Annotated in this window: 19 protein-coding genes and 2 pseudogenes; 8 read left to right on the top strand and 13 right to left on the bottom strand. The window is 53.0% G+C overall.

Annotated features, from left to right (window positions below; genetic code table 11):
• Nucleotides 1–2: 2 nt before the first annotated feature.
• The 7 genes and pseudogenes from P4S53_RS19295 to P4S53_RS19330 all read right to left on the bottom strand — a co-directional run bounded on the left by P4S53_RS19295 (nucleotide 3) and on the right by P4S53_RS19330 (nucleotide 7450).
• Nucleotides 3–302 (bottom strand): hypothetical protein, encoded by a 300-nt coding sequence (locus P4S53_RS19295; RefSeq protein ID WP_337113963.1) that lies wholly within the window; start codon nucleotides 300–302, stop codon nucleotides 3–5.
• A complete protein-coding gene (locus P4S53_RS19300; protein WP_337113964.1) occupies nucleotides 281–1672 on the bottom strand; it encodes a vWA domain-containing protein in 1392 nt (463 codons plus the stop codon). The genes P4S53_RS19295 and P4S53_RS19300 overlap by 22 nt, the downstream gene beginning before the upstream one ends.
• Nucleotides 1669–2679 carry a vWA domain-containing protein gene (locus P4S53_RS19305; RefSeq protein WP_337113965.1) on the bottom strand — a complete coding sequence of 337 codons (1011 nt, stop codon included), beginning with the start codon at nucleotides 2677–2679 and terminating at the stop codon, nucleotides 1669–1671. Before P4S53_RS19305 ends, P4S53_RS19300 begins: the two co-directional genes overlap by 4 nt.
• Nucleotides 2669–3205, bottom strand: a complete 537-nt coding sequence (locus tag P4S53_RS19310; RefSeq protein ID WP_337113966.1) for a DUF4381 domain-containing protein — start codon at nucleotides 3203–3205, stop codon at nucleotides 2669–2671. The genes P4S53_RS19305 and P4S53_RS19310 overlap by 11 nt, the downstream gene beginning before the upstream one ends.
• A pseudogene (locus P4S53_RS22675) lies at nucleotides 3202–4133 on the bottom strand (DUF58 domain-containing protein). The gene P4S53_RS19310 and the pseudogene P4S53_RS22675 overlap by 4 nt, the downstream one beginning before the upstream one ends.
• A 10-nt stretch (nucleotides 4134–4143) precedes the next feature.
• The gene (locus P4S53_RS19325; protein WP_337113969.1) at nucleotides 4144–5136 is read right to left on the bottom strand and encodes an AAA family ATPase; all 993 of its coding nucleotides are present in this window, start codon (nucleotides 5134–5136) and stop codon (nucleotides 4144–4146) included.
• An 88-nt stretch (nucleotides 5137–5224) separates the two neighbouring features.
• Nucleotides 5225–7450, bottom strand: coding sequence for a tetratricopeptide repeat protein (locus P4S53_RS19330; protein ID WP_337113970.1), 2226 nt, complete (start codon nucleotides 7448–7450; stop codon nucleotides 5225–5227).
• 249 nt (nucleotides 7451–7699) lie between these two features.
• On the opposite strand from P4S53_RS19330, the pseudogene P4S53_RS19335 reads away from it, so the two are divergent.
• Both P4S53_RS19335 and P4S53_RS19340 read left to right on the top strand, forming a co-directional pair.
• Nucleotides 7700–9240, top strand: a pseudogene (locus P4S53_RS19335) (arylsulfatase).
• Between the two features lie 432 nt (nucleotides 9241–9672).
• Nucleotides 9673–10575, top strand: a complete 903-nt coding sequence (locus P4S53_RS19340) for a hypothetical protein (RefSeq protein ID WP_337113971.1) — start codon at nucleotides 9673–9675, stop codon at nucleotides 10573–10575.
• A gap of 132 nt (nucleotides 10576–10707) precedes the next feature.
• On the opposite strand, the gene serS is transcribed toward P4S53_RS19340, so the two are convergent.
• The 5 genes from serS to lrp all read right to left on the bottom strand — a co-directional run bounded on the left by serS (nucleotide 10708) and on the right by lrp (nucleotide 18075).
• Nucleotides 10708–12000 (bottom strand): serine--tRNA ligase, encoded by a 1293-nt coding sequence (gene serS / locus P4S53_RS19345; RefSeq protein WP_337113972.1) that lies wholly within the window; start codon nucleotides 11998–12000, stop codon nucleotides 10708–10710.
• Between the two features lie 124 nt (nucleotides 12001–12124).
• The gene (locus P4S53_RS19350) at nucleotides 12125–13462 is read right to left on the bottom strand and encodes a replication-associated recombination protein A (protein WP_337113973.1); all 1338 of its coding nucleotides are present in this window, start codon (nucleotides 13460–13462) and stop codon (nucleotides 12125–12127) included.
• Nucleotides 13463–13532: 70 nt separating this feature from the next.
• Nucleotides 13533–14129 (bottom strand): outer membrane lipoprotein chaperone LolA, encoded by a 597-nt coding sequence (lolA, locus tag P4S53_RS19355; RefSeq protein ID WP_442958696.1) that lies wholly within the window; start codon nucleotides 14127–14129, stop codon nucleotides 13533–13535.
• 33 nt (nucleotides 14130–14162) lie between these two features.
• Nucleotides 14163–17129 (bottom strand): DNA translocase FtsK, encoded by a 2967-nt coding sequence (locus P4S53_RS19360; protein WP_337113975.1) that lies wholly within the window; start codon nucleotides 17127–17129, stop codon nucleotides 14163–14165.
• Nucleotides 17130–17580: 451 nt separating this feature from the next.
• The gene (gene lrp, locus P4S53_RS19365) at nucleotides 17581–18075 is read right to left on the bottom strand and encodes a leucine-responsive transcriptional regulator Lrp (RefSeq protein WP_027252761.1); all 495 of its coding nucleotides are present in this window, start codon (nucleotides 18073–18075) and stop codon (nucleotides 17581–17583) included.
• A gap of 156 nt (nucleotides 18076–18231) precedes the next feature.
• Between lrp and ald the strand changes: the two genes are divergently transcribed.
• From ald to cydC, 4 genes are all read left to right on the top strand, one after another.
• The gene (ald, locus tag P4S53_RS19370; protein WP_337113976.1) at nucleotides 18232–19353 is read left to right on the top strand and encodes an alanine dehydrogenase; all 1122 of its coding nucleotides are present in this window, start codon (nucleotides 18232–18234) and stop codon (nucleotides 19351–19353) included.
• Nucleotides 19354–19517: 164 nt separating this feature from the next.
• On the top strand, nucleotides 19518–20477 hold the full coding sequence (trxB, locus tag P4S53_RS19375) for a thioredoxin-disulfide reductase (protein WP_337113977.1): 960 nt from the start codon (nucleotides 19518–19520) through the stop codon (nucleotides 20475–20477).
• Nucleotides 20478–20574: 97 nt separating this feature from the next.
• On the top strand, nucleotides 20575–22347 hold the full coding sequence (gene cydD / locus P4S53_RS19380; protein WP_337113978.1) for a heme ABC transporter permease/ATP-binding protein CydD: 1773 nt from the start codon (nucleotides 20575–20577) through the stop codon (nucleotides 22345–22347).
• On the top strand, nucleotides 22340–24061 hold the full coding sequence (gene cydC, locus P4S53_RS19385) for a heme ABC transporter ATP-binding protein/permease CydC (protein WP_337113979.1): 1722 nt from the start codon (nucleotides 22340–22342) through the stop codon (nucleotides 24059–24061). Before cydD ends, cydC begins: the two co-directional genes overlap by 8 nt.
• Nucleotides 24062–24128: 67 nt before the next feature.
• Here the strand turns inward: cydC and P4S53_RS19390 are convergent, their stop codons facing one another.
• Nucleotides 24129–24593: a glycine zipper 2TM domain-containing protein gene (locus P4S53_RS19390; RefSeq protein ID WP_337113980.1), complete on the bottom strand. Its 465-nt coding sequence runs from the start codon at nucleotides 24591–24593 to the stop codon at nucleotides 24129–24131.
• A 30-nt stretch (nucleotides 24594–24623) separates the two neighbouring features.
• Between P4S53_RS19390 and aat the strand changes: the two genes are divergently transcribed.
• Together aat and P4S53_RS19400 are read left to right on the top strand one after the other, a co-directional pair.
• Nucleotides 24624–25325, top strand: a complete 702-nt coding sequence (gene aat / locus P4S53_RS19395) for a leucyl/phenylalanyl-tRNA--protein transferase (protein ID WP_337113981.1) — start codon at nucleotides 24624–24626, stop codon at nucleotides 25323–25325.
• Nucleotides 25326–25334: 9 nt separating this feature from the next.
• A complete protein-coding gene (locus tag P4S53_RS19400; protein ID WP_337113982.1) occupies nucleotides 25335–26024 on the top strand; it encodes an arginyltransferase in 690 nt (229 codons plus the stop codon).
• Nucleotides 26025–26056 lie beyond the last annotated feature (32 nt).

The raw sequence follows: 26056 nt of genomic DNA on the forward strand, positions 1-26056 counted from the left end.
TATTACTCCTGAGCTTGCTGATACTGAATGGAAAATTTAGAGCGCAAAAACGTTTTCGGATCTGCTTCTACCCGCTCCAGCCATTTGTTGGCGATATCTTCATCACCCAACAATTGCTCAGCAGTCAGTTTGTCCTGAATCACTGCCTGAGCTGTGGTTTGCTCATCCACGCCGTCTGCCGTCTGAGGCTCGTCGCCCAGTTCAACGGAACCTTCGTTCGCATTTTCACCCCCTGACTGGCTTTCACTGAACTGGTTAATTTCTTCGATAATGCCCTCAATTACCTGCAGGTTATGCTGCATCGCGGCATTATCCGGATAGGTCTTGACCAGTTCGCGCAACAGTTTGCGTGCCGCGACATACTCGCGCTGATGGGCCAGCGCATTGGCGGCATTGAACTGCATGACTTCTTCACTGCTTTGCATGAACACCGTATGCGCAGCATTAAACTGAGACGCATAATAATACGCGACCCCTTTCCAGAGCGGATCCGCAAAATGTTCTGCCGCCTTGAGATAATCCCCCGGCGGAAATACCACTGTCCTTGCTGATCCCGGGTCAGCCAGAGATCCAGCCAGAATTGTTTGAGCCGCTCACCGATATCCGGCTCCGGGGGAGCGGACTTCTGACTGGCCGGATTTACCTGATGCACACTCTCAGCATACGCCGGCTCAGGAACGGCCAGCAGAGTAAAGACAGCCAGAGCCGCCACGCTCCACTGAACCAGCCAGCCCCGCCGGAACCAAAGCAGTAACAGCACTGCAACGGGGAACAAGAGGTAATATCCCATGTCCTGCCAGGGCTGATGAGTGCTGGCATTCAGTGCCGCATGATTTTCAACCTTGCGCTTAATCCATTCCACGTCCGCATTATCCACCGTCAGGACATGTAAATCGGCATTGCTGATATCCACCAGTGCATTCAGATGATTCATGCTGAGCGGTAAATCGCTGGCTCGGGTCTCATCCCCGGCTGCTAATACCAGCAACTGATGCTGATGCCGGGAAAAGTAGTCCTGGAGCTGGCTGATACTCTGCGCCGATACATCATTGGTCATCAGTAACACAGTGCCCGGAATATCACGCCGCTGCAGTTGCTGGTCGATCAGTGAGATGGCCGATGCCGCATTTTTTCCTTCCTTAGGCATGATTTCCGGCGACAGGGCTTCGAGCATGGGCTTGAAAACGGCAATATCGCGTGTCAGCGGCATCGCGACATGGGCTGTCGCAGCGTAAGCAATCAAGGCATTCTCGCCGCCGGCCCGAATCGCCAGCAGATCTTCCACTTTTTGTTTCGATCGGGTGAGCCGGTCCGGTGCGACATCCTTTTCCAGCATGGCCTGACTGGTATCCATCAGGACAATGAGCGGCGTTCTGTCTTCATGAAAGGGGGACGGCTGCTTTTTCCAGGTCGGGCCGGCACACACCAGCACGACCAGCAAAGATATCGCCATCAGAATCATTAACGGCAATTGCCTGCGCCAGCCAGAACCACCAACCGTTAAGGCTTTTCGCAAGTGTTCAGGCAGATTTCTCTGCCACTGGCTGCCTGCGTCCTGACTCTGCCATTGCACGTAGAACAGATAGCCGAAGGGCAACAACAGCAATAACCATTCCGGGCGTATGAAACGGAACTGGCTCAGTACAAGGGTGAAATCTGACATGTCCATCATGCTGTCTCCCGCGCTTTCCGGCGGTGTCGCCAGGTGGCCAGACTGAAGGCCACCAGATACAAGAAGCTCACAACCATCAGCAAATAAGGATGCAGTGAAGACTTGGGCTGGTAGTAAGTGCTCTGATAGAGCTGGGGTTCCAGTTCATTAATGGTGTCATAAGCCTGGTTCAGCTCCTGGCTGTTCAATGCCTGAAACGCCTTCCCGTCTGTCGTTTCTGCGACGCTGTTGATCGTCTCCATATCAATGGCGGTCTCTCCGACCGTCTGCGGGTCGCCCATGGCAATCATGTGGATTTTGACACCACGGGCCTTCGCCAGCTTGGCTGCATCCTCAGGGGCGACATAGCTGTCCGTATCATTCCCATCGGTTAAAACGATCGCCAGCTTCTCTTTTTGTGACTCCCCTTGCGGCGAATTGTCTTCCAGCAAAACCTTAATCGCCAGACCAATCGCATCCCCCATATGGGTACTCAAACCGGCCATGGGTGTCTGCGCTTCATTGAGCAATGACAGCCAGGCCTGATGATCGGCGGTAAAGGGGGCCTGGACGAAAGCAGCATCACCAAAAAGAATCAGCCCTAACCTGTCTCCCTGACGTTTTTCGGCAAAACTGGCAAGTACTTGCTTGGCCGCTTCCAGGCGCGACAGCTTGTCGCCGGCGGCCGAGGTGAAATCTTCGGTGTTCATCGAGTCAGACAAATCAACCGCGACCATCACATCACGGCCAAATTCCTGACGTTGCTGCGGTTTGCCCAGCAGCATGGGCTTGGACAGTGCCAGAACCACCAACCCCCAGGACAAGGTCAGCAAGGCTCGCTGCCAGAAAGCAGGCCGCAGAATACTGGCGCCCCGCTCCGGCTTCTCACCCAAGGCTTCAACCATCGCATCAAAAAACGGCACCTTAATCGCCGTACGACGCGTTTTGTAGCCAGGCGTCAGCCAGTACACCAACAGGGGCAGCGGCAGCAACAACAACGCCCAAGGGTACGTGAGCTCAATGTTCATCTCGCCTCCAGACCAGTCCGGGCTGATTGGGGTTACTGTGGTGCTTCACCCAACGGTTGGCCAGGGTCAGTAGTTGCTGCATCTGGCTGTCACTGAGCGTGAAATCCGGTTGCACCAGGCTGTCCAGCCAGTACTGACCTGCCGGCGAATCAAAGCCTTCCGCCAGGGAGGCACTGGTGTCCAGATAGCGCAAAAACTGCCGGTCAAGGTGCGAGGCCAGTGCGGGCTGAACATGCGCCGCAGCCACTTTCAGCACCAGAAATAAGTCACTCATGACAGACTGGGATGCACTCTGCCCGCGACTTTGCGCTATTGCTGCAATCGCCTGCAATGCTTCGCGACGGTAACGGTTAAAGCGATACAGGCGATACCGGTACACAGCCCACAACAGCAGGAATGCCAGAGCCAGAATACCCAATATCTGCCAGCCGAGCGTCTGAGGCCACCAGCCCACGGGGTCCGGCAGCACGATTTCAGTCAAATCTTTCAGTATCTGAGATGAAGGGGGCGCTGGTTGCGTCATCATGCATTCTCCAGTGCCTGCCGGAATTGGTGAATATGTGTACCTGAGGTATCCAGCTCAATCAAAGGCAAATGCTTCATGGCCATGATTTTGCTCAGCGTCTCTTTCCTTGCTTGATACAAGGCGGTCAGGAGCCTGTCGACGGCCTGACTTTTTTCACCGGGTTCAATGTTCATCTGCAAATCCCCGTCTGACACAACCCAGGCCTCTGCAGAAGCAAAAGACTGCTCAAGCGGGTCGTTAATCGCAATACACAGGACATGCCCGCGCCGCTGAAGATGCTGCAATTTTTGAATACAGGCCGCATTGCACTGATAGAAATCACTGAGGATCACCACCAACGCATTCCGCTCTTTTCGCTCCATCAGCCGCGTGAGCATGGCATCAAGCTGGTTTTGTCCTGACGTAGACGAAGCCACACTCAGCGACTGGTTCACTTCACAAAGCCGGTGAAGCTGAGCCAGATACTCTGATTGCGTTCGGGTTGGCCGCGGATCTGTCAGCCGCGCTTCGCCGAAAATGGCCAGCCCGACCCGATCGTTCTTTTTGACCACAGACCAGCCAATCAAAGCCGCGATTTCCGCCGCAACAACGGATTTCATGGTATCGACAGAAGAAAAAACATGCTGGCACGCTGATCAACACACAAAGTCACATGGTGATCTTTCTCTTCGGTATACACCCGCACATAGGGCTCACCGGTGCGCAGCGTCACCCGCCAGTCCAGTTGGCGAATATCATCGCCTTTGCGATAGTGGCGCAACTCTTCAAAGTTCAGACCACGGCCGCGAAAGTTGGCGCTGTGGCGCCCGGACAAAATACTGTGAATTTTCAGCATTGAAGGTGAGGAGAGCTGCTCAGCCTGCACCTGCAAGGCCGCCATTCTGGCTGGTTGACAGTACAAGCGTGAATCCAGCAAAGGATCGGCCATAACCCCACTCCTACCCAATCAGTACATGATCAAGTAACACCTGGATGACATCGTTTTTGGTCACCCCGTCAGCCGCGGCGCTGTAACTCAAATTCAACCTGTGCCCCAGGACCGGTTTTGCCATCATCCGCACATCATCCGGCTCGACATGATCCCGTCCGGCCAGCCAGGCACAGGCACGCGCACACTTGTCCAGCGCGATCGAGGCTCTGGGACTGGAGCCAACGTCAATCCACTCACTCAGTTGCGTGTCGGAGTAACGATCCGGGTGGCGGGTCGCCATCACCAGGTTGACGATATAGCGCTCTACCACCTCAGACACATGAATCTCAGTCAGCTGGTTGCGGGCATCAAGCACCAGTTGCGGATCGATCCGTTCCTCAGCAGAGGTTTGCTCCGCTGCCATTTTCCCCTGCGACTTTTCTTCCGCGCGTACCAGACGGACGATGTCTAACTCCGCCTCATCTTCCGGATAGTCAACGGTGACTTTCAGCATAAAACGGTCTATCTGCGCTTCCGGCAACGGATAAGTGCCTTCCTGCTCAATCGGGTTTTGCGTGGCCAGCACGATAAAAGGCTCAGGAAGCTTGCGGCTGCTGTCACCGACCGTCACCGTACCTTCAGCCATGGCTTCCAGCAAAGCGGCCTGTACCTTGGCAGGGGCCCGGTTAATTTCATCGGCCAGCAGGATGTTGTTAAAAATGGGACCAGGCTGAAAGGTCAGCTGCGGCTTACCCTCACTATCTTCCTGATACATATCTGTCCCGGTCACATCCGAGGGTAAGAGATCCGGCGTGAACTGCACCCGGCCAAATCTGGCATCCATCATCCCGGCAAGCGCTTTCACTGAACGGGTTTTCGCTGTGCCCGGTAAACCTTCCAGCAAGATATGGCCATTGGTGATCAAACCGATAACAATCGAACGGGCAACATGGTGTTGTCCAATCACAGATTGATCAATTTTTTCCAGCAGTAGATTCATTGCCTGTTGTGCAGCATTCACGTGAGTCACTCCTGTCACTTGTTATTGCTTATCGCACCCGTTTCGGCTCAATCACACGACAACACTGACTGCTCCTGCCTGCATGCGGTCAAAATTGAGTACGTTTCATCACTGTAATCTGCTGCACCAATTGCTGAATCTGCGGGTTCCCCGGCAACAGTTGAGACAGCTGCTGCGCAAAATACAGCGCATTATCATAATCTTTGAGCATCAGGTAATTCTGCACCAGGGTATAGTGCACATCCGGATTAGCCGGTGCCTGTACCAGCGCCCGATGCAGGTAAGTGGAAGCAACCTGATACTGCCCCTGATCCTGTAACAGTAAACCGTAAGTATAGAGGTAGTTTATTTCTTCTTGCGCATTATCAACGGCTTGTTTCAGCGAAAGCAGTGCCTTATCTTTACTGCCGCTCCTGACCCAGCTCATCGCCAGCGCATAATGCACGCTGGCCTCTTCCGGCTGTACCGCCAGAGCCTGTTCAAGCACAGCACGTACTTGCTGCTCATTTCCGCTACGACGGTAAACTTCTGCCAGATTGACATAAGCCGGTGCGTAAATCGGCTCGACATTGATCGCGGTTTTAAAATGTTGTTCGGCGGCCAGGGAATCCCCCACTGCCAGCGCCAGATTGCCCAGGTTGGTATGGGCAAACCCGCGATCCGCATTGTAAAGCTGCATTTGCCGATAACTGTCCAGCGCCTGTTCAAGCTGCGTCTTTTGCCCGGTACTCAGCTCAGTCACATGCGGTAAAGTCAGCATCGGCGCAAGCGCACGCGCAGCATTGGCTCTGATCGGCATATGCTTATCGGCCAGTAACGGTGACAACATCCGGTAACGATCCGTCAGCGGGTACTGCGCGGTAGCTGCAATTGTTGCCTGACGTTTCAACGGCTCGTCATCGCGAATCGCACGAACAATAGCCACCAGCGAGTTTCTGTCCGGATAATTCGCCATTCTTTCAATCGCCGATGCCCGAACAATATCCGGTAACTGATTGTCCTGCGCGATGCGGGTCAGCTGTTCCGAGGCGGAAGGCACACCCTGATCGGCAGCCTGGAAGGCCAGTGAGAAATGATCCGGGTTTCGATGCGAGGATGCCGGATACCAGCGCTCGACCTGCTGCTTCGCCCAAGTTGCGCTCTTATCCTGATGACAGGCATTACAGGCATTCGGCGCAGCTGTCTTCACTGACAGATCCGGTCGCGGAACCCGAAAACTGTGATCGCGCCTTGGGTCAATCTGCATGTACGTGGTGGCAGGCATGTGGCAATCCACACACTGACTGCCTGCGCTATTGGCCGCGTGTTGATGATGTTCGGTTTTGTCATAGCTTTCTGCATTATGGCATTGGGTGCAGGTTTGATTTGCGGGCAACACCAGTTCCCCGGAATGGGGATTGTGGCAATTGGTACAGGTAACCCCAGCCTGGTACATCTTGCTCTGCAGGAACGATCCCCAGACATAATTTTCATCCCAGACTTGCCCATCCACATGATAAAGCTCTGGTGTGAGCAGCGCTCCCTGGAAGTACTGGGAAAAGTCCATGGGCCCGGTTCTGTCTGCCAACTGAGTCCGCCTCGCATGACAGGAAGCACAGACCTCAATTTGCTGGCTGGTTTGCAATGGCGCAGCAGGCTGCATACTTCCGTCCGTCTGCTGATAAAAGAGCGGTGTTTTTTTCCCGATAGGCTGCGCAAACCCTTTCTGGCTGATGTCGGTGTTTCCTGCCGCCCAGGCAAGATGCTGTTGAGGCTCGCCATGGCAGGCCTGACAACTGACATTCACGGCACTATAGGTCGATTGATAGGCTTGGGTTTGAGGATCATAGCGCTTTTCGAAATTGGTGGTATGGCAGTCGGCGCACATCTGGTTCCAGTTTTGCCCCATTTGCGTCCAGTGAAACGAATCATTGGCTTGCTGATCCGGATGGAGATCGAACCAGCGCTGCCCGCCTTGCGCCTGCTCTCGGCTATCCCAGGCAAACGGTAAAAACTGCAGCTTCCCATCCCCAACCGAAAATGCATATTGCTGAAGTGGATAATAACCAAAAGTGTACGCCACTTTATATTCGGCACGCTGCCCTGACGGTTCAATAATATCAATCAGATATTCTTTTTCTCTCTGCCGTAATTTAAAAACGGATTGATCTTTTTGAAGCGTTATACCGTCAAATTCAGCCAAGACATCAGTCGTATTTGCGTGATTCATGGCATGAAAATGATGCGAGACTTTCCATTGTTGCACTTCTTTTTTGTGACAATTTACACACTGAGCGTCTACATTATTCTGAGACACAGCATCAAAAGAGAGCATCAGTGAGCTCAGAAAAAAAGCGCGCTTGTGACAAAAGATTGCTTCATTAAAAAATACTTACTTTCGACTGGTTAATATCTGTATAGCAATTAAACTTATTATTCACAACAAGTTACCCTTAGGACAACGCCTTCATCAAAAGAACAACACTTACCGCGATATAAACATAAACCAAGTTTCTGAACCCATGGCATTTGCCGTACAAAGGAGGTTATTTTGATTTCTCTTAAGTCAAAAATAACAAAGCTTATGGTTGTTTTCGGGATTGCCTTTTGTGCAACCAGTGTTAGTGCAGCAGATAAACCCAATATACTCGTGATTTGGGGAGATGATATCGGTGTTCATAATATCAGTGCTTATAACCACGGTATTATGGGATACAAAACCCCGAATATTGATCGCATCGCCAAAGAAGGCGCGATGTTTACCGATGCTTATGGCCAGCAGTCTTGTACCGCGGGCCGGGCATCTTTTATTCTGGGTCAGCACCCGTTCCGCACCGGGTTATTAACCATCGGTATGCCGGGGTCCGATCACGGTATTCCCGACTGGTCACCAACCATTGCTGATTTATTACATGAGCAGGGCTATGTCAGCGGCCAGTTTGGTAAGAACCATCTGGGTGATCAGGACAAACACTTGCCGACAAACCACGGTTTTGATGAATTCTTTGGTAACCTGTATCACCTGAACGCAGAAGAAGAACCCGAGGGTTACTACTACCCGAAAGATCCTGAGTTCCGCAAAAAATACGGCCCGCGGGGCGTATTAAAATCCACCGCTGACGGTAAAATTGAAGATACCGGGCCACTGACCCGTAAGCGGATGGAAACCGCAGATGAGGAGTTTATGGCTGCCGGTCTGGATTTCATGGAACGTGCCGTGAAAAGTGACAAGCCCTTCTTCATGTGGTTTAACACCACGCGTATGCACGTATGGACGCACTTAAAACCTGAGTCTGTCGGAACGACGGGATTGGTCTGTACCCGGACGGCATGGTTGAACACGACAAGTCAGTCGGTACCTTGCTGGACAAACTCGATGAGCTGAAGATTGCCGACAACACGATTGTTGTGTACTCAACCGATAATGGCGCCGAGACCATTTCCTGGCCTGATGGCGGTACCACACCTTTCCATGGTGAAAAAGGAACCACCTGGGAAGGCGGGATGCGCGTGCCGCTGGTGGTGAGATGGCCCAATGTCATTAAGCCGGGCACGATTTATAACGACATCATCTCTCATGAAGACTGGATGCCGACCTTTCTGGCAGCAGCCGGTGAACCCGACGTGGTCGAGAAGCTGAAAAAAGGCTACAGCGCCAATGGTAAAGAGTTCAAAATTCACGCTGACGGCTATAACTTTATGCCCTATTTCCAAGGTAAAGCAGAGCAAGGTCCGCGTGACAGTATCTACTACTTTGGTGCAACTGGTGAGCTGAATGCGGTGCGCTGGCAAGACTGGAAAATCCACTTCGCCACGCTTTCCGGTGGTATTAATACCGCTGTTCGCGAAACTCCGGCCTGGCCTCTGGTGATCAACCTGCGGGCTGACCCATACCAGAAAGGGGCACTGGAGTCCGGTATGTACCTGAAGTGGTACGCAGAAAACACCATGTGGTTGTTTGTGCCGGTACAGCAAAAAGTCATGGAATTCCTGAAAACCATTCCGGAATATCCATTCCAGCAAGGTTCAAGCCTCAGTGCGAGCAACATCAGTTATCAGACCCTGATGACGCAGGATGCTTTGAAAAAACTTGAAGCCTTAGATGCACGGGTGCCAAGAAATTAACCGTACCAAACTCTGACTCAGCTTACCGCCTGCAGAGGTTGTGTGAGCGAACCATCAAAGACCAGCCTCTTAGAGTGCTGGTCTTTTCTGTTTTACCTGCGATGCGTCATTCTCTTTCAGAGGATCTCCCCTTTCACCGGTTTCTTATTACATTCCTTGCGAGTGCGCCAGCCTGCACCAAAATTATCACATTGCACCAAGTTAGTGCACCACCCTTAAGAGCCACGCCTGAAATAACTGATATTTATCAGATAGATACAGGAGTGGCTATTTGTATCAAGCCAAATTAAAACTGGCTCGTTTTTTGCGATATGCCTGTGTCGTTAAGAAACTGCACTCCTGGCTTCAATCAGCTGACTCAGAAACAGAATCAAAACGTCAAAGAGGATCAACAAAGTATTCATGCCATTCACCGGCATTTAGGGAGTCGATATGTGGATTATTCTCGGTTTAACACTGACTGTGCTGGCGCTCACGGCTTGGTATTTCTACAACAAACAGCAACAGGCGCAAACTGAAGCCCACTTCGATCAGATTCTTGGCCTTCGGCAGCTCATTCAGCTGCTGCGTCAACACCGACGCCTGTCCCATGACCATCTGATGAAAAATCGTCTCATGAAAAGTCATGGTGAAACCCTGCCGGTTTTTCCCGAGCAGCATGCCATCCTGAGCCTGAGTCAAACCCTGCTGAGCCAGACCGGGCTTGAGCAAAAACCCATGTACCGGATTCTGACCCAGCATTTGCAGCAATTAAGCACTGAGTGGCCGCAATATTCGATATCACGTAACCAGGCCAATCATGGCAAAAATATTCGTCATGTGATGTATCTGATTGATGACCATTTAACCACCAGCCTGCTCATTGCAGACAAAAGCACCCTGTTCGAGCAGTATCAGCAGTTCTGGCCGATCACACTGAATGCCTTGGATACGCTGGCCCAGTTCCGCTCAACGGTCGCGGTATTTCACTCAGGCAACACAAAACAGGAAGTCTTACTACGCAGGCATTTGCATTTGCTGCAACGCCGGCTGGGACAAATGAACCTGATGCTCAAAATACCCGGGCCGTCACTCATGGCAGATCAGCTGGAGAATGACCTGACCACTTTGCTGCAATCGGCCAGTGCCAGCAAAGCATGCCGGCTGGCACTGTATAAGTTCTCACTCAGTTTGTCGGATAACATTTTCTACTTGTTTGATGCCAAGTTGACCGAGATTGCCCATGCGCTGGCGATAGAAGATTTTCCGCTGGATATCAGTGCCAGTTTGCAGCCCTTGCTGGCACAGGCTGAATCAGAAGCTGCCGGTCAGACCGAACTCAAGCTTCAGGCTTGATAGCGATGCGCCCGCCTCTGGCACAGGTTTTATCCTGCAGCCAGGGCCGGGAGCGGTCAAGGTAAGTAACAGGACATAAAAAAACCCAGCGCGCAGGCTGGGTTTTCCATTTTAACTTTTCTCACGGATCAATTAACCGATGTGAGTCAGGCCGCCCATGTACTGACGCAGCACTTCAGGGATCTCAATACGACCATCAGCCTGCTGATAGTTTTCCAGTACCGCAACCATGGTGCGGCCAACCGCCAGACCAGAGCCGTTCAGGGTGTGCACCAGTTCAGGCTTCTTCTCACCTTTGCGGCGGAAACGAGCCTGCATCCGGCGTGCCTGGAAATCACCCACATTGGAGCAGGATGAGATCTCACGGTAAGTATTCTGCGCCGGCAGCCAGACTTCCAGATCGTAAGTCTTCATCGCGCCAAAGCCCATATCACCAGTACACAGAATCACTTTACGGTAAGGCAGTTGCAGCAGTTGCAGCACTTTCTCTGCCTGGCCGGTCAACTCTTCCAGCGCCGCCATGGAATCTTCCGGACGGGTGATCTGAACCAGTTCCACTTTATCGAACTGGTGCATACGGATCAGGCCGCGGGTATCACGGCCATACGAACCGGCTTCAGAACGGAAGCATGGCGTATGCGCCGTCATTTTGATTGGCAGTTCAGCTTCGTCAACGATGGTATCACGCACCATATTGGTCAGCGGCACTTCTGCGGTCGGGATCAGTGACATACCAACGCCTTCTTCGGTTGCAGGCTTGGTATTGAACAAATCTTCGCCGAACTTCGGCAGCTGGCCCGTACCGAACAGGCTGTCCTGATTGACCAGGTAAGGCACATACATCTCTATATAGCCGTGCTCCTGGGTGTGAAGATCAAGCATGAACTGCGCCAGTGCACGGTGCAGACGGGCAAACTGACCCTTCATGACAATGAAACGGGAGCCAGACAGTTTGACTGCGCTGGCAAAGTCCAGACCTTCAGCCATCTCGCCCAGATCAACGTGATCTTTCACTTCAAAATCGTACGTCTTCGGCTCGCCCCAGCGAGAAATTTCGACGTTATCGTCTTCGTCTTTCCCGATTGGCGCCGACTCGTCTGCGATGTTCGGAATCGACAGCTCAATATTGCTGAGCTGAAACTGAACCTCAGCCAGCGCTTTTTTCGCGTCATCCAGCTCAGAGCCCAGGCCGGCAACTTCTGCCATGACTTTATCGGCTTCTTCGTGCTCGCCCTTGCCTTTGAGCTGACCAATTAACTTCGAGCGGGAATTACGCAAGGACTGCAGTTCTTCCGTTTTCACCTGGATGGACTTACGTTGCTCTTCCAGGGAACGAAGTGTTTCTACATCAAGGGTAAACCCACGGTGCGCTAATTTTTCTGCTGTCGCGTCCAGCTCAGTTCGAAGAAGTTTTGAATCTAGCATGCTAATCCTGTGCTCGTCATAGAATGTTGCACAAAATTTAACCCGTTCGCGGGTTAAATAAGTTGAAATCTGAATACGTTAGAATCCCTAACGCAAGTTGATAAACGATACCCAAAAAGCCTGATTATTGATAGCGTTTCTGCGGGCTTTTTGCGTCCAGTGAGGCCAGATATTCCAGCTTCTCGCCAATTTTACTCTCTAAGCCTCGCTCTGAAGGCTGATAGTACTTCCTGCCCTGCAGCTCAGGGGGCAGATAGCACTCCCCTGCCGCATAGGCGCCAGGCTCGTCATGGGCATACCGGTACTCGGCGCCATATCCCAGCTCTTTCATCAGTTTAGTCGGCGCATTTCTCAGATGCGGCGGGACTTCGTAGTCAGGCAAATTGGCCGCATCCGCCTTGGCCTGATTAAAAGCAGTGTAGACCGCATTACTTTTAGGTGCCGAAGCAAGATAGACAATGGCCTGCGCGATGGCCCTTTCGCCTTCATAAGCACCCACGCGGGTAAAACAATCCCAGGCCGCAATCGCAACCTGCATCCCACGGGGATCGGCATTGCCGACATCTTCAGACGCGATGGCCAGTAATCGGCGGGCGACATAAAGGGGATCGCAACCTGCCTGTAGCATACGGGCATACCAGTATAAGGCGCCATCCGGACTGGATCCGCGAATTGACTTATGCACCGCGGAAATCATGTCGTACCAGAGATCGCCTTTGTTATCAAAACGGGTGATCTTCTCACCGGCAACTTCAGCCAGCAGCGCTAAGGTGATGACTTTACTGCCCTGATGTGCCTCTGCCATATCTGCCAGCAGCTCCAGGTAGTTCAGCGCCATACGCGCATCGCCATTCACCAGGGCTGCCAGGTTTTCTTTCACACCCGGGGCAAAGGCCAGACTGTCGTCCCTGATACCGCGTTCTGCGTCATCCATTGCCTGATTGATGACGGTCAGAATATCGTCTGTCGTCAGGGATTTGAGCTTATAAACCCGGGCGCGGGATAACAGTGCATTGTTCAGCTCGAAAGACGGATTTTCCGTGGTCGCGCCGATGAAGGTCACAGTGCCATCTTCAATATGCGGCAAAAACGCGTCCTGCTGACTTTTATTGAAACGGTGCACCTCATCGACAAACAGAATGGTTCGCCGACCGGCGTGCTGATTCTGACGCGCTTTATCAATAGCGGCACGAATCTCTTTCACGCCCGAGGTCACCGCCGACACACGCTCCACTTCAGCATTGGCATAATGGGCCGCAACTTCCGCCAGCGTTGTTTTACCCGTTCCGGGTGGCCCCCAGAGAATCATGGAGTGAAGATGACCGGCCTCCAGCGCTCTTCGTAACGGCTTGCTCTGGCCGAGTATATGTTGCTGGCCAATGTACTCTTCGACCGTACGCGGACGCATGCGCGCAGCCAGAGGGCGAAAATCCGAGGAAAAATTGAGGCTGAGATTATCCACGCTGACCATCCATTACTGAAAAAGGCGGTATCTCTACCGCCTGAATAAGACTTTCTCGTTTTTAACGCAATCAGCGCTTATCGTCCAGCTCTACACCCGGAGGTGGCGTGAAACTGTATTGCTTACGATCTTGCTTGCCACGCGCAAACTGGGCAAAGCGAAACTGGCTGAGCTGACCATCCTGCTCTTCGACGGAAAACCCGCGAACCTGGCCGTCCCGGCCGACCGTGACCACAAACTTCCCGGTCACTGCGGCGCTATCTTTCGGCGTCAGGGTAAACGTATCCGCCGTCTGGGCCACGTTGTATTTCGCCCAGTCCTGATTCTGATTACGAATCAGTAAAACAAAGGGAGTCTGCGCGGTGGCATCGTCCAGTTTCATCGCCGTCACCTGCTCAACCATAGGCGTGTAGTACCAGAGAGTGCGGCCATCTGACACCAGCAGATTTTCATCCGGCGTGTCGGCATGCCATCTGAACAGATTCGGACGCTGAACCGAGACATTCCCCTCACCCTCAACCAGCAAATCCCCTTCAGGACTGGTGACCTTCTGAGTGAAGGTGGCGCTGAAAGCATCGACTTTACTCAGACGCTGGCTCAACTCCTGCTGGGCACTGGCAAAAGCCAGAGCCGGTAAAAATGCAGCGGCCAGAATAACGCCCTGAATGGTTTTTGTTATTTGCTGATTTTTCTTCATACATCAATCTCCTGCCGGAGCCGGTGCCAGCACTTCACGGTTACCATTATGGCCCGGAGGACTGACAATCCCGTGTGCTTCCAGCTGTTCTACAATACGGGCGGCGCGGTTATAGCCAATTTTGAAACGGCGTTGTACGCCAGAAACGGATCCGCGACGACTCTCGGCGACAAAAGCCGCGACCTGATCGAAGAGCTGATCAAGATCATCCTCACCACCGGATGAGGTTTCCCCTGGCAACATGGCTTCCGAGCCCTGATCAGAGTTCAGAATCCCGTCGATATACTGGGGTTTACCCCGGGCTTTCCAGTCGTTCACCACATTATGCACATCATCATCGGATGCAAAGGCACCGTGAACACGGATGGTGTGGCTCTGACCTGCCGGCAGGTACAACATATCCCCCATGCCCAGCAGCGATTCTGCCCCGCCCTGATCCAGAATAGTCCGTGAATCTGTCTTGGTTGAAACGGTAAACGCCATACGGCTTGGAATATTGGCCTTGATCAGACCGGTAATCACATCCACCGACGGACGCTGCGTCGCCAGCACCAGGTGAATCCCTGACGCTCGCGCTTTCTGCGCCAGACGAGCGATCAACTCTTCCACTTTCTTGCCGACCACCATCATGAGATCGGCAAACTCATCCACTATGACCACAATACTTGGCATTTTCTCCAACAGCGGTGGATGTTCGTCCATACTATCGCCAGGTTTCCACAGCGGATCGTGAATCGGGTGCCCGGCGGCAGCCGCTTCTTTCAGCTTGGCATTGTAACCGGCCAGGTTTCGCACCCCTACCGCGGCCATCAGTTTGTAGCGACGTTCCATTTCCCCCACGCACCAGCGAAGCGCATTCCCGGCGTCTTTCATGTCAGTGACGACTTCGGTCAGCAGATGCGGAATGCCCTCGTAAATAGACAATTCCAGCATTTTCGGGTCGATCATGATGAAACGGCAATCCTCTGGCTTACATTTGTACAGCAGGCTGAGGATCATCACGTTGACCCCCACAGACTTACCCGAACCTGTGGTACCGGCCACCAGTAAGTGAGGCATTTTACTCAAATCAGCGGCAACCGCCTCACCGGCAATGTCATAACCCAGCACAATCGGAAGCGGACCGCGCATGTTCATAAAGCGCTCACTGCCCAGCACTTCAGACATATACACGGTTTCGCGGCTCTCGTTGGGAAGTTCCAGACCGATATAAGGCTTACCCGGGATCACTTCCACCACGCGCACCGCATAGGCAGACAAGGCACGGGCCAGATCTTTTGCCAGCCCTGAGATTCGGCTCACTTTGACACCGGGTGCCAAATCCAGCTCATAGCGCGTGATCACCGGACCGGGATAAATCCCGACCACTTTGGCTTTAATTTTGTAATCCGCCAGCTTAGATTCCACCAGACGGGCGGTATTTTTTAATTCTTCTTCGCTGGTCGGCTGCACATTTTGCGTCGGTGGCTGCAGGAGATCCAAAGTCGGCATCGGTGAGGTCGGTTTAGGCAAATCGACGTCTTTTTTCACCAGGAACGGATTATCCAGTCCCGCCGCGTAGGCCTGCTGCTGCTGTGCCTGCTGCGCTTCGCGAATCTTGCGCTGGAATGCGTCTTCATCTGACTCCTCGTCATCAACGTCATCGGCCTCTCCCTCAGTTTCTGAGGCTATGCCAGCACGCTCCAGCTCAGACATGCCATCGTGGACACCGATCTCAATATCCGCAGCCGGCATGGGGTCGTCTTCCCAGGGCATATCATCATCAGATTCAGCGACCGTATACTCCTGCTCAGGCGCAGATTCGTACTCGGACATCACAGGCGCTTCACCGACCAGGGACAGATCGCCAATCGCGGGTTCATCGACCCTATCGTAAGCCGGCTGCTCCTGAACAGGCTGATCAAGACTGTCAGCGGGAGTGCCGGCCTGGGCGTCATCCGATTCGGCAGCATACACGCTGTAATCATCATTTTCAGCCAGCTGGGACTGCAAGTCTGCAATCGTCACGCCAGCGATATCCGGATTGGATCCCAGCGGCTGACTGGCTGAGGCAGCTGCGGGCTTGTTGCGCTCCGGCATCACAATGGCTGGCTCTGACCGAACAGTCGCGTGTACCGGCGGCGGTTTAACCTCAGGACGAGCCTGATTGATCTGGGCGGGTTTCTCGGCAGCCGTATCCGAAACCTGAGTGTCAGCCAGCGGCGTTGGGGTATAGGCAATCCGTTCTGAACGACGCAGTAATACGTCATCCTCGTCAATCTCTGTCTCGTTCGGATTGTGCGTCAGCCTGGCGGCATAAGCCGTCTGGCTTTCGTCCGGAATATCAGCAGCAAATGGCGTCAGTGTCTGCGGCTGTTCGCCGCGGATTCTGTTGAGCAGCCAGCCTAGCATCCCTAAGGTTGTCTCACCGATGCCGTCCACCACGCGCAGCCAGGAAATACCGGTCAGCAGGGTAAACCCCACCGCCCATAAAAACATCAGAACCAGCGTCGTGCCAAGCAGGCTAAACAACGGCAGCGTCAGGTTGGCGACCACATCGCCAATCACACCGCCGGAGGAAAAGTACCAGATATCATCAAAGTTCAGATCGGCAAGGCCACAACTGGTCAAAAACAGTAACAGCAAGCCTAACAGGCGGGTGCCGTAGATCATGTAGTCCGCCGCTTCCCGTTCGCCGCGACGACGGAACATGATCCAGGTCACTCCCAGCATAACAAGCGGCAAAGGGTACGCCAGCGAACCAAAAGTGAAAAAGGCGGTGTCGGCCACCATGGCACCAAATGCACCGGCTTTATTTTGCACCGTCCCCTGCCAGGCCGTTTGTGACCAGGACGGATCGGCCGGATTAAAACTGACCAGGGCAACCATGAGATACACAGCGGCAAGAATGCCGATGATCAAAAAACTTTCCAGCAGGCGCTGTCCGCCTGACAGGCGTATAGGCTGAGTTTTGCCTCTAACTTTCCTCAAAAACTCTCTCCGGTCTTGCTAATACTGGCTGTAAGCCGGGGGTAATCAACGTCCTGTGTGTGACCCAGCTGAATGTGCGTTTGACATATATGTCACCCAGGCCACGTTAAGGGGCTTGGGCATTGTGGCCTATTTTATACCACTTAGCAGGTAATGTTACCTGCCTGAGAAAATGTGGGAGCAAAGTAGGAAAATGATGTGAACAACACAGAATGCACGCCCGTTGACACTTTCATTCACTTTGCGCGCTCCCGCTGCACGCTTGGCCCCACCAAACAAGCTGTAATTGTAGTTGGTTGATAACACAAATAATTCATCCCAATGTCAAATAGATGATGGGATGCTGACTTTTTCAGCAATTGAGACAAAAAACGGTATGACTGCCACAAAAACGAAACAAGCGGCGCAAGGCCGCTTGGTATTGATTGAAATCAGACTGGCTCCGGGCCAATTAACGCGTTTTGATCACCAGGTTATTGGTCTGTTTCACTTCTTCCATGACCACATAGGTACGGGTGTCGTTTACACCCGGTAAGCGCAGCAGGGTTTCACCCAGCAGCTTACGGTATGCAGACATATCCGATACACGTGTTTTTAACAGGTAGTCGAAATCGCCCGACACCAGATGGCACTCTTGAATATCTTCCAGCTCCTGAACCGAACGGTTAAATTGCTCAAAGACATCGGGCGCACCACGATTAAGGGTAATTTCAACGAAAACGAGCAGAGAGGCATCCAGATATTGCGGGTTCAGCAGCGCAGTATAGCCACTGATGTACCCCTGGCGCTCCAGGCGACGTACACGCTCCAGACAAGGAGTTGGAGACAATCCAACACGTTTAGACAACTCAACGTTTGAAATTCGTCCGTCCTTCTGAAGTTCGTTCAGAATGTTGCGGTCGATGCGATCCAACTCCTTGGAGGGTTTCTTTTTGGTATCTACCATTTTTTATTCCACCTATTTACTTCCTTGCAAAAAAATATACTACATCTACTAGTTATTTAGTATCAAATACTCTTTTAGTCAAACTATACTGCCATTAGCTCTGTCATTTCAACCTTGTCCATAGCTAACCCTGCTACATAGATCAAGGAGCACAGCATGATCATCGGTGTGCCTAAAGAAATCAAAGACCACGAATACCGTGTTGGCCTTGTTACCAGTAGTGTCAGAGAACTGGTTTCGCTGGGTCATCAGGTACTGATTGAAACCCAGGCCGGAGCAGGTATAGGGTTGTCCGATGCAGATTATCAATCTGCCGGAGCAACGATTCTTTCGACTGCTTCAGAAGTTTTTACCAGATCAGAGCTAATTATTAAAGTAAAAGAACCCCAGACCGTCGAAAGAGCCATGCTTCGCGAAGGGCAAATTCTGTTCACTTATCTGCATCTGGCCCCTGATTATGAGCAAACAAAGGATCTGATTCAGAGCAAATCTATTTGTATTGCTTATGAAACGGTAAAAGACAACAAAGGCCGGCTTCCATTACTGGCGCCCATGTCGGAAGTGGCGGGCAGGATGTCCGTTCAGGCCGCGGCGCAAACACTGGAAAATTCCCGCGGCGGCAGAGGTTTGCTGCTCAGCGGCGTACCCGGTGTAGAACCGGCCAAAGTCCTCATATTAGGTGGTGGTGTTGTGGGTTCCAATGCCGCCCGTCTGGCGGTAGGAATGCGGGCCGATGTCACTGTACTGGATCGTAACCTGGATACGCTACGGGCGCTGGACTGCGAGTTTCAGGGCAAAGTGAAGCTGCGCTACTCGACGGATGATCTGATTGACCGTCTGGTGCCGGATACCGATGTGATTATCGGCGCGGTGCTCATTCCCGGTGCGGCCGCCCCTAAACTCATCACGGCCGAGCACGTTCAAGCTATGAAGCACGGCTCATGCCTTGTTGATGTAGCGATTGATCAGGGCGGCTGTTTTGAAACCTCTCATCCGACCACACATACCAATCCGACCTTTATAGTGGATAATGTCGTGCACTACTGTGTCGCCAATATGCCCGGTGCAGTGGCGCGAACGTCAGCTTTTGCGCTCAACAATGCCACGCTGCCCTATATCATCAGTCTGGCCGGTAAAGGCTATAAGCAGGCGTTACGGGATGACCCCGGATTTCTGGCCGGTTTAAATGTCATCCACGGCAAAGTGACCTGTCGCGAAGTCGCTGAAGCCTTTAACCTTCACTATACCGATCCGATGGTTGCCCTGAGCATGCACTAAAGTGCGCCTGTTGCATGTCGCTGCCTCTAGCGCTGAAAACATAGTTTCCGGCGCTTTTTCGTTGAGTTTCCTGAACAGCTATGGTCTGCTCTTTCCTTACGCCTGCATTTTCCCTACAATCGATGCCTTATTGATAAGTGACGCTGACTAAGTCTGGAGAAACAATGAGTAACGCAAAACACAGTAAACTACTCATCCTAGGTTCTGGCCCCGCCGGTTATACGGCAGCAGTTTACGCGGCCCGTGCCAATCTCAATCCAGTCATGATTACTGGCATGCAGCAAGGCGGCCAGCTTACCACGACGACAGAAGTTGAAAACTGGCCTGGCGACGCGGAAGGACTGACAGGTCCGGCACTGATGGACCGCATGAAAGCGCATGCTGAAAAATTCAATACTGAGATCATTTTCGATCACATCAACGAAACCGATTTCAGCCAGCGTCCTTTCCATCTGAAAGGCGATAACGGTGAATATACTTGCGACGCACTGATCATCGCCACCGGCGCGTCGGCTAAATATATCGGTCTGGAATCTGAGCAAACTTTCCAGGGCCGCGGTGTCTCTGCCTGCGCAACCTGTGATGGCTTTTTCTACCGTAACCAGAAAGTAGCTGTCGTCGGCGGTGGTAATACCGCTGTAGAAGAAGCCCTGTATCTGGCCAACATCGCGTCTGAGGTGCATCTGGTTCACAGACGTGACACCTTCCGCGCCGAGAAAATTCTTATCGATCGCCTGATGGACAAAGTCCACAACGGTAATATCGTCCTGCACACCGATCGCACGCTGCAAGAAGTGTTGGGTGATGACATGGGTGTGACAGGTGTGCGCCTGAAAGAAACCCAGTCTGATAACACGGAAGATCTGGACGTGATGGGCGTGTTCATTGCGATTGGCCACCAACCGAACACCGGCATCTTTACCGGTCAGCTGGCCATGGAAAATGGCTATATCAAAGTCCAGTCCGGCCTGGAAGGCAATGCCACACAAACCAGCGTTGCTGGTGTATTTGCTGCCGGAGATGTCATGGATCACGTCTACCGTCAGGCGATCACCTCAGCCGGCACAGGTTGCATGGCCGCATTGGATGCAGAACGCTATCTTGATGCGTTAAACAGCAAGTAAAAACTGAAACTACGGCCACGGCAATCGACCGCGGCCTTTTTTGCCTTCCCCTTTGGGAAACCAGAATTTGACCAACCATACAGCGCTACTTTAAACAATGGATAAACAATTACAGCGCGAATTGACCAGATGGTTAAAATCGCAAAGCAAGCTCGCCAAACCCTGGCTCATGCTGAGTGTCGGCATGGGATTCCTGTCGGGACTTCTCCTGGTTGCCCAGGCCGGACTGCTCGCCTACATTTTGCAGCAGCTGATCATCGAACACACAGACAAACAGCAGCTGATCCCGCATTTTGTCGGCCTGATTGCTGTGGTTGCACTGCGTGCCGCCTGCAGCTGGGCACGAGAAGTGGCGGGATACCGGTGCGGAGAGCATATCCGCCTGCACATCCGTCAGCTGATCATCCAGCGACTGCATCAGCTTGGCCCGGCGTTTATCAAAGGTCGCCCCGCCGGTTCATGGGCCAGCCTGATTCTGGAACAGGTCGAAGAAATGCAGGATTTCTTTGCCCGCTATATCCCTCAGATGGCGTTGTCTGTCCTGATCCCGGTCGTCATCCTGGTGGCGGTATTCCCGTTTAACTGGGCTGCCGGTCTGATTTTCCTGATCACAGCGCCGTTAGTTCCCTTATTCATGGCGCTGGTTGGTATGGGTGCTGCCGATGCAAGCCGCCGCAACTTTACTGCCATGCAGCGTTTGTCCGGCCACTTTTATGACCGCCTGCAGGGCCTGGCCACCCTGCGACTGTTCAATCGTGCAGACGCCGAAGCCGAAAACCTGCATGAGGCCGCCGACACACTGCGCAAACGCACCATGGAAGTACTGCGCATGGCCTTCCTGTCATCCGCCGTGCTGGAATTTTTTACAGCCATTTCCATCGCACTGGTCGCGGTCTACTTTGGTTTTTCTTTCATTGGCGAACTGGACTTCGGCCATTATGGCCTGCCGATCACTCTGTTCACCGGTTTCTTTATTCTGCTGCTGGCGCCTGAGTTCTATCAGCCGCTGAGAGATCTGGGCACCTATTACCACGCCAAGGCACAAGCCATTGGCGCGGCAGAATCTATCGTGACTTTCCTCAATACCCAAGCCGACAACATGAGCCAGGGTGAGCAACCACTGCCCTCTCCCGAGACCATCCGCATCAGTCTGACCGACGTGAAAGTGCTCAGCCCGCAAGGGCAGGTACTGGCCGGCCCGCTGAGTTTTGAGATTGATGCCCGACAACAAGTGGCTTTGGTTGGTCCTAGTGGTGCCGGTAAAACCAGCCTGTTCAATGCCCTGCTGGGGTTTTTGCCCTATGAAGGCAGCATCAAGGTCAATGGTGCTGAACTGCGCGATATCGACCCGGCCCAATGGCGGCAGGCGATCAGCTGGGTGGGCCAAAACCCGCTGCTGATTCACGGCAGCATTCGCGATAACATTATGCTGGGTAACCCAAATGCTGCTGACGAGCATGTCCGGCAAGTGGCGGACAATGCCTTCGCCAGTGAGTTTATTCAGCATCTGGAACGGGGCTTGGATCATCCGGTCGGTGACCGCTCAGCCGGTTTGTCCGTGGGTCAGGCGCAGCGACTGGCTGTCGCCCGTGCCCTGCTTCAGAACGGTAGTTTCTGGCTGCTCGATGAACCCACCGCCAGCCTGGATGCTAACAGCGAACACCTGGTGCAACAGAGCCTTAATCAGGCCACCCAAGGCCAGACGACCCTGATGATCAGCCACCGTCTCGACCAGCTGACCCGTATGGATAAGGTGCTGGTGCTGGAAAACGGCCAGATTGTTCAACAAGGCCATTTCAGCCAGATCAGCCGCGAAGGCTTACTCGCAGACATGTTGTCACACACGGATAAGAGGGATCTCGATGCGTGATTTAATCCCTTACATTAAACTCTACCGTCGTCATTGGTTTGGCCTGACTCTGGGGATGTTGCTGGGTCTGGCGACCCTTTTGGCAGCCATGAGCCTGCTGACACTGTCTGGCTGGTTCCTTGCCGCTTCTGCCGTTGCGGGTATGACGATCGCCCGTGAAACCTTCAACTACATGTTGCCTGCATCGGGTGTGCGCGGTTTTTCCATCGCCCGTACCGCTGGCCGGTGGGGGGAACGTGTTGTCAGCCATAATGCAACCTTTAAGCTGCTGGCCGACCTGCGCATTTTCTTCTTCCGTAAGCTCATTCCGCTCATTCCCGGCCGTCAGACCAATCTGCGCGACGCCGATTTGCTCAACCGCCTGGTTGCTGATGTGGATGCTATGGACCACGTTTACCTGCGGCTGATCAGCCCCTTAGTGATTGGGGTGATTGGTATACTGGCGATCAGTGGCTTTCTGGCCTGGTTTGACCCCGCACTTGGCCTGGTACTCGGTTGCTTGCTGTTCACTTTGATGCTTGCTCTGCCGGTTATTTTCTACAAGCTGGGCAAGAAACACGGTGAAACCCTGACGATGGCCAAAGCCGGATTCAGAATACGCCTGCTCGACTGGTTACAAGGCCAGGCCGAGCTCTTACTGTTTAACGCAGAGCCCGCGTACAGAGAGCGGACACTGAATGAACAAAGTCAGCTGCTGCTGGCACAACGCCGCATGGCCAGCCTGACCGGGATGGCAAATGCGATGTTACTGCTGGCCACCGGATGGTCTCTGGTACTCATGCTGTGGTTAGCGGCTGACGGTGTGGGGGGCAGCACGCCCGATCCTATGATTGCGTTGGCGGCTTTTGCCACGATGGCCAGCTTTGAGCTGATGATGCCGGTTGCCGGGGCTTTCCAGTATCTGGGACAAACGCTCTCCTCGGCCAGACGCCTGAATGACATTATTCATGCCACGCCCGACACACAGTTTGATCCTCAGGGACATCAAGCCCGTATCCGGGGCGAGATCAAAATCCAAGACGTCAGCTTCAGCTACTTCGGCAGCGAACAATCCGTGCTCAACCATGTCACGCTTGAGCTCAAAGCCGGTGAAAAACTGGCGCTGCTTGGACGCACGGGCTGTGGTAAATCAACCCTGCTGCAATTGCTGACCCGAAACTGGGACCCGCAGCAAGGCGAGATCACACTGGATGGTACGCCGCTGTCTCATTGGCAGGAAGCAGCACTGCGTGATGCTGTCAGTGTGGTCAGTCAGCGTGTCGATATCTTTAACGGCACAGTTCGCGATAACCTGCAATTAGCCAAACCGGATGCAACCGACAGCGAACTGACCGCCGTACTGAGCAAAGTCGGACTGGAGAAACTGCTGGACGGTAACGGCCTGAATACCTGGCTGGGTGACGGGGGCCGGCAAATTTCCGGGGGCGAACGCCGCCGTATGGGTATCGCCCGGGCGCTTTTGCATGATGCCCCCATTTTACTGCTCGATGAACCGACCGAAGGGCTGGACCGCCGGACTGAACAACAGATTTTGTCTTTGCTGTTCGAGCATATGCCGGATAAAACAGTGGTCTTCATTACCCACCGTCTGGTCGGGCTGGAGCAAATGGATCAGATATGCCTGATGGATCAGGGCGACATCATAGAACGTGGCGATCACGCATCCCTGATGGCCCTGAACGGGCGTTACGCTGAACTGTGCCGTAGGGTTTAACCCAGGCTGCAGAAAGGCGCTGGAGCGATTCCAGCGCCTTTTTCTCGTTCAAGCTCACTCGTTCTGGCTATGGATAAGTGCGGTCAACTCTGACCCCTTCGTCAAAATAGAGAATCCGGACGTTATCACCTGACTGAAACAGCATGTTCGGATCTATATCCTGAATCACATCCACCAGCTTACCCTCCTCCGTTTTTATCAACAGCTCCACCAATTTGTACTGCCGGATTGACTGGCCAAGATGTTGCTTTTGATAGGCAACCCCAGCGCCTGCCAAAGCACCAACCGTGGTCGCCACCTCACGGCCATGACCTCCGCCGAACTGATTGCCGATCAAACCGCCCACCACTGCACCCAATAAAGTCTGCCAGCCGTTATGTTCAGAGTTGACCACTTGCTGCTGGGTAATATAACGTACTGTTTCCAGCTGGCCGAAAACAACCTGATTGACTGGTCGCGCCTGATTGCGATGATAAGGCGCGGCTTGCGACACACATGAAAACAGTAAAACGAACCATAACCACTTTCTCATACTGATATTCTCCACCTACATTGTATTTATATGGCTATATATTTGCCTGAGCTCGACTCAGTCGACTTACAGTTTCCCCATCCGAGCACGGCGCTGGATGATCCCAATGGCCTGTTGGCATTTGGTGGTGATCTCAGTGCCCAGCGACTTATTCATGCTTACCGGCAAGGCATCTTCCCTTGGTACGCTGAAGGTGAGCCCCTGTTATGGTGGAGCCCGTCTCCCAGAGCGATTATCCTGCCAGAGATTTTTCAGCCAAGTAAGAGTCTGAAGAAGTTTTACCGCAAATCAGGCTATCAGGTCACTCTGAACCATGCCTGTCATCAAGTCATAGAGAAATGCGCTTACAGCCGCGGGGTTGATGCCACCTGGATCACTTCCGCCATGATTCAAGCGTATCAGCACTTACATAACCAGGGTCACTGCCATTCCGTTGAAGTCTGGCATGACGACCAGCTTGTTGGCGGCTTATACGGTATTAGCGTGGGCACCGTCTTTTGCGGTGAATCCATGTTTTCGCTCGCCGACAATGCCTCCAAGATTGCTTTCTGGCATTTCTGCCGGCATTTCAGCGCACATCACGGCAGCCTGATTGACTGTCAGATTATGAACTCGCACCTCGCCTCTCTGGGCGCGCAAGATGTCCCTCGTGACGCATTTTTGCAAACCTTAGGACAACAGAGATGCGCCATACTTAAGTCAGGTTGTTATTCGCCCCAGGTCATTGCGTAGTAGGTTATCATGAGTCTTCCCACGATACGTTTAGGCTTTACTCCGGAAATCAGTTGCAGTTATTTGCCAGAGCAAAAAGAGCAACTTGGCGTGGTTATTGATCATCGCTGGCTAACGACTTCTGGCTACGGCGCTCTGCTTGGCTGCGGATATCGTCGCAGCGGTCAGGCCGTTTATAAACCTATGTGCGACCAGTGCCAGGCCTGTACTCCCCTTCGCGTTGACTGTGCCAACTTCACTCCCAGCAAAAGCCAGAAAAGGCTGTTAAAACAGCTCAATGGCTTTCGGGCAGAATTCAAAACCCAGCTTGATGATGGCTGGTTCCCTCTCTATGAGCAATATATCCGGGAAAGACATGCGCACGGGGCCATGTATCCGGCCAGCAGACAGCAGTTTTTTGAGTTTTGCCAGGCAAACTGGATGGAAACCCGTTTTTTGCACCTCTATCAGGATCAGCAATTGCTGGCTGTCGCCGTCACCGATTTTTTTGACCTGGCACTGAGCGCAGTCTATACCTTCTTCGAACCGAACTCCCCGTTATCGCTGGGAACGCTCTGCGTACTGAAGCAAATCCAGTATTGCCGGGATACCGGACGGCGCTGGCTCTATCCCGGATACCAGATTGATGACTGTCCTGCGATGAACTATAAAACCCGCTTCAGACCTTACCAAAAGCTGATTCAGGGCCAATGGCAATAAGCGTCTTACTTTACTCCTCCCTGCCTCTGCCT

It is taken from the genome of Photobacterium sp. Hal280 (assembly GCF_037162255.1).
In the GTDB taxonomy this organism is placed as follows: domain Bacteria; phylum Pseudomonadota; class Gammaproteobacteria; order Enterobacterales; family Vibrionaceae; genus Photobacterium.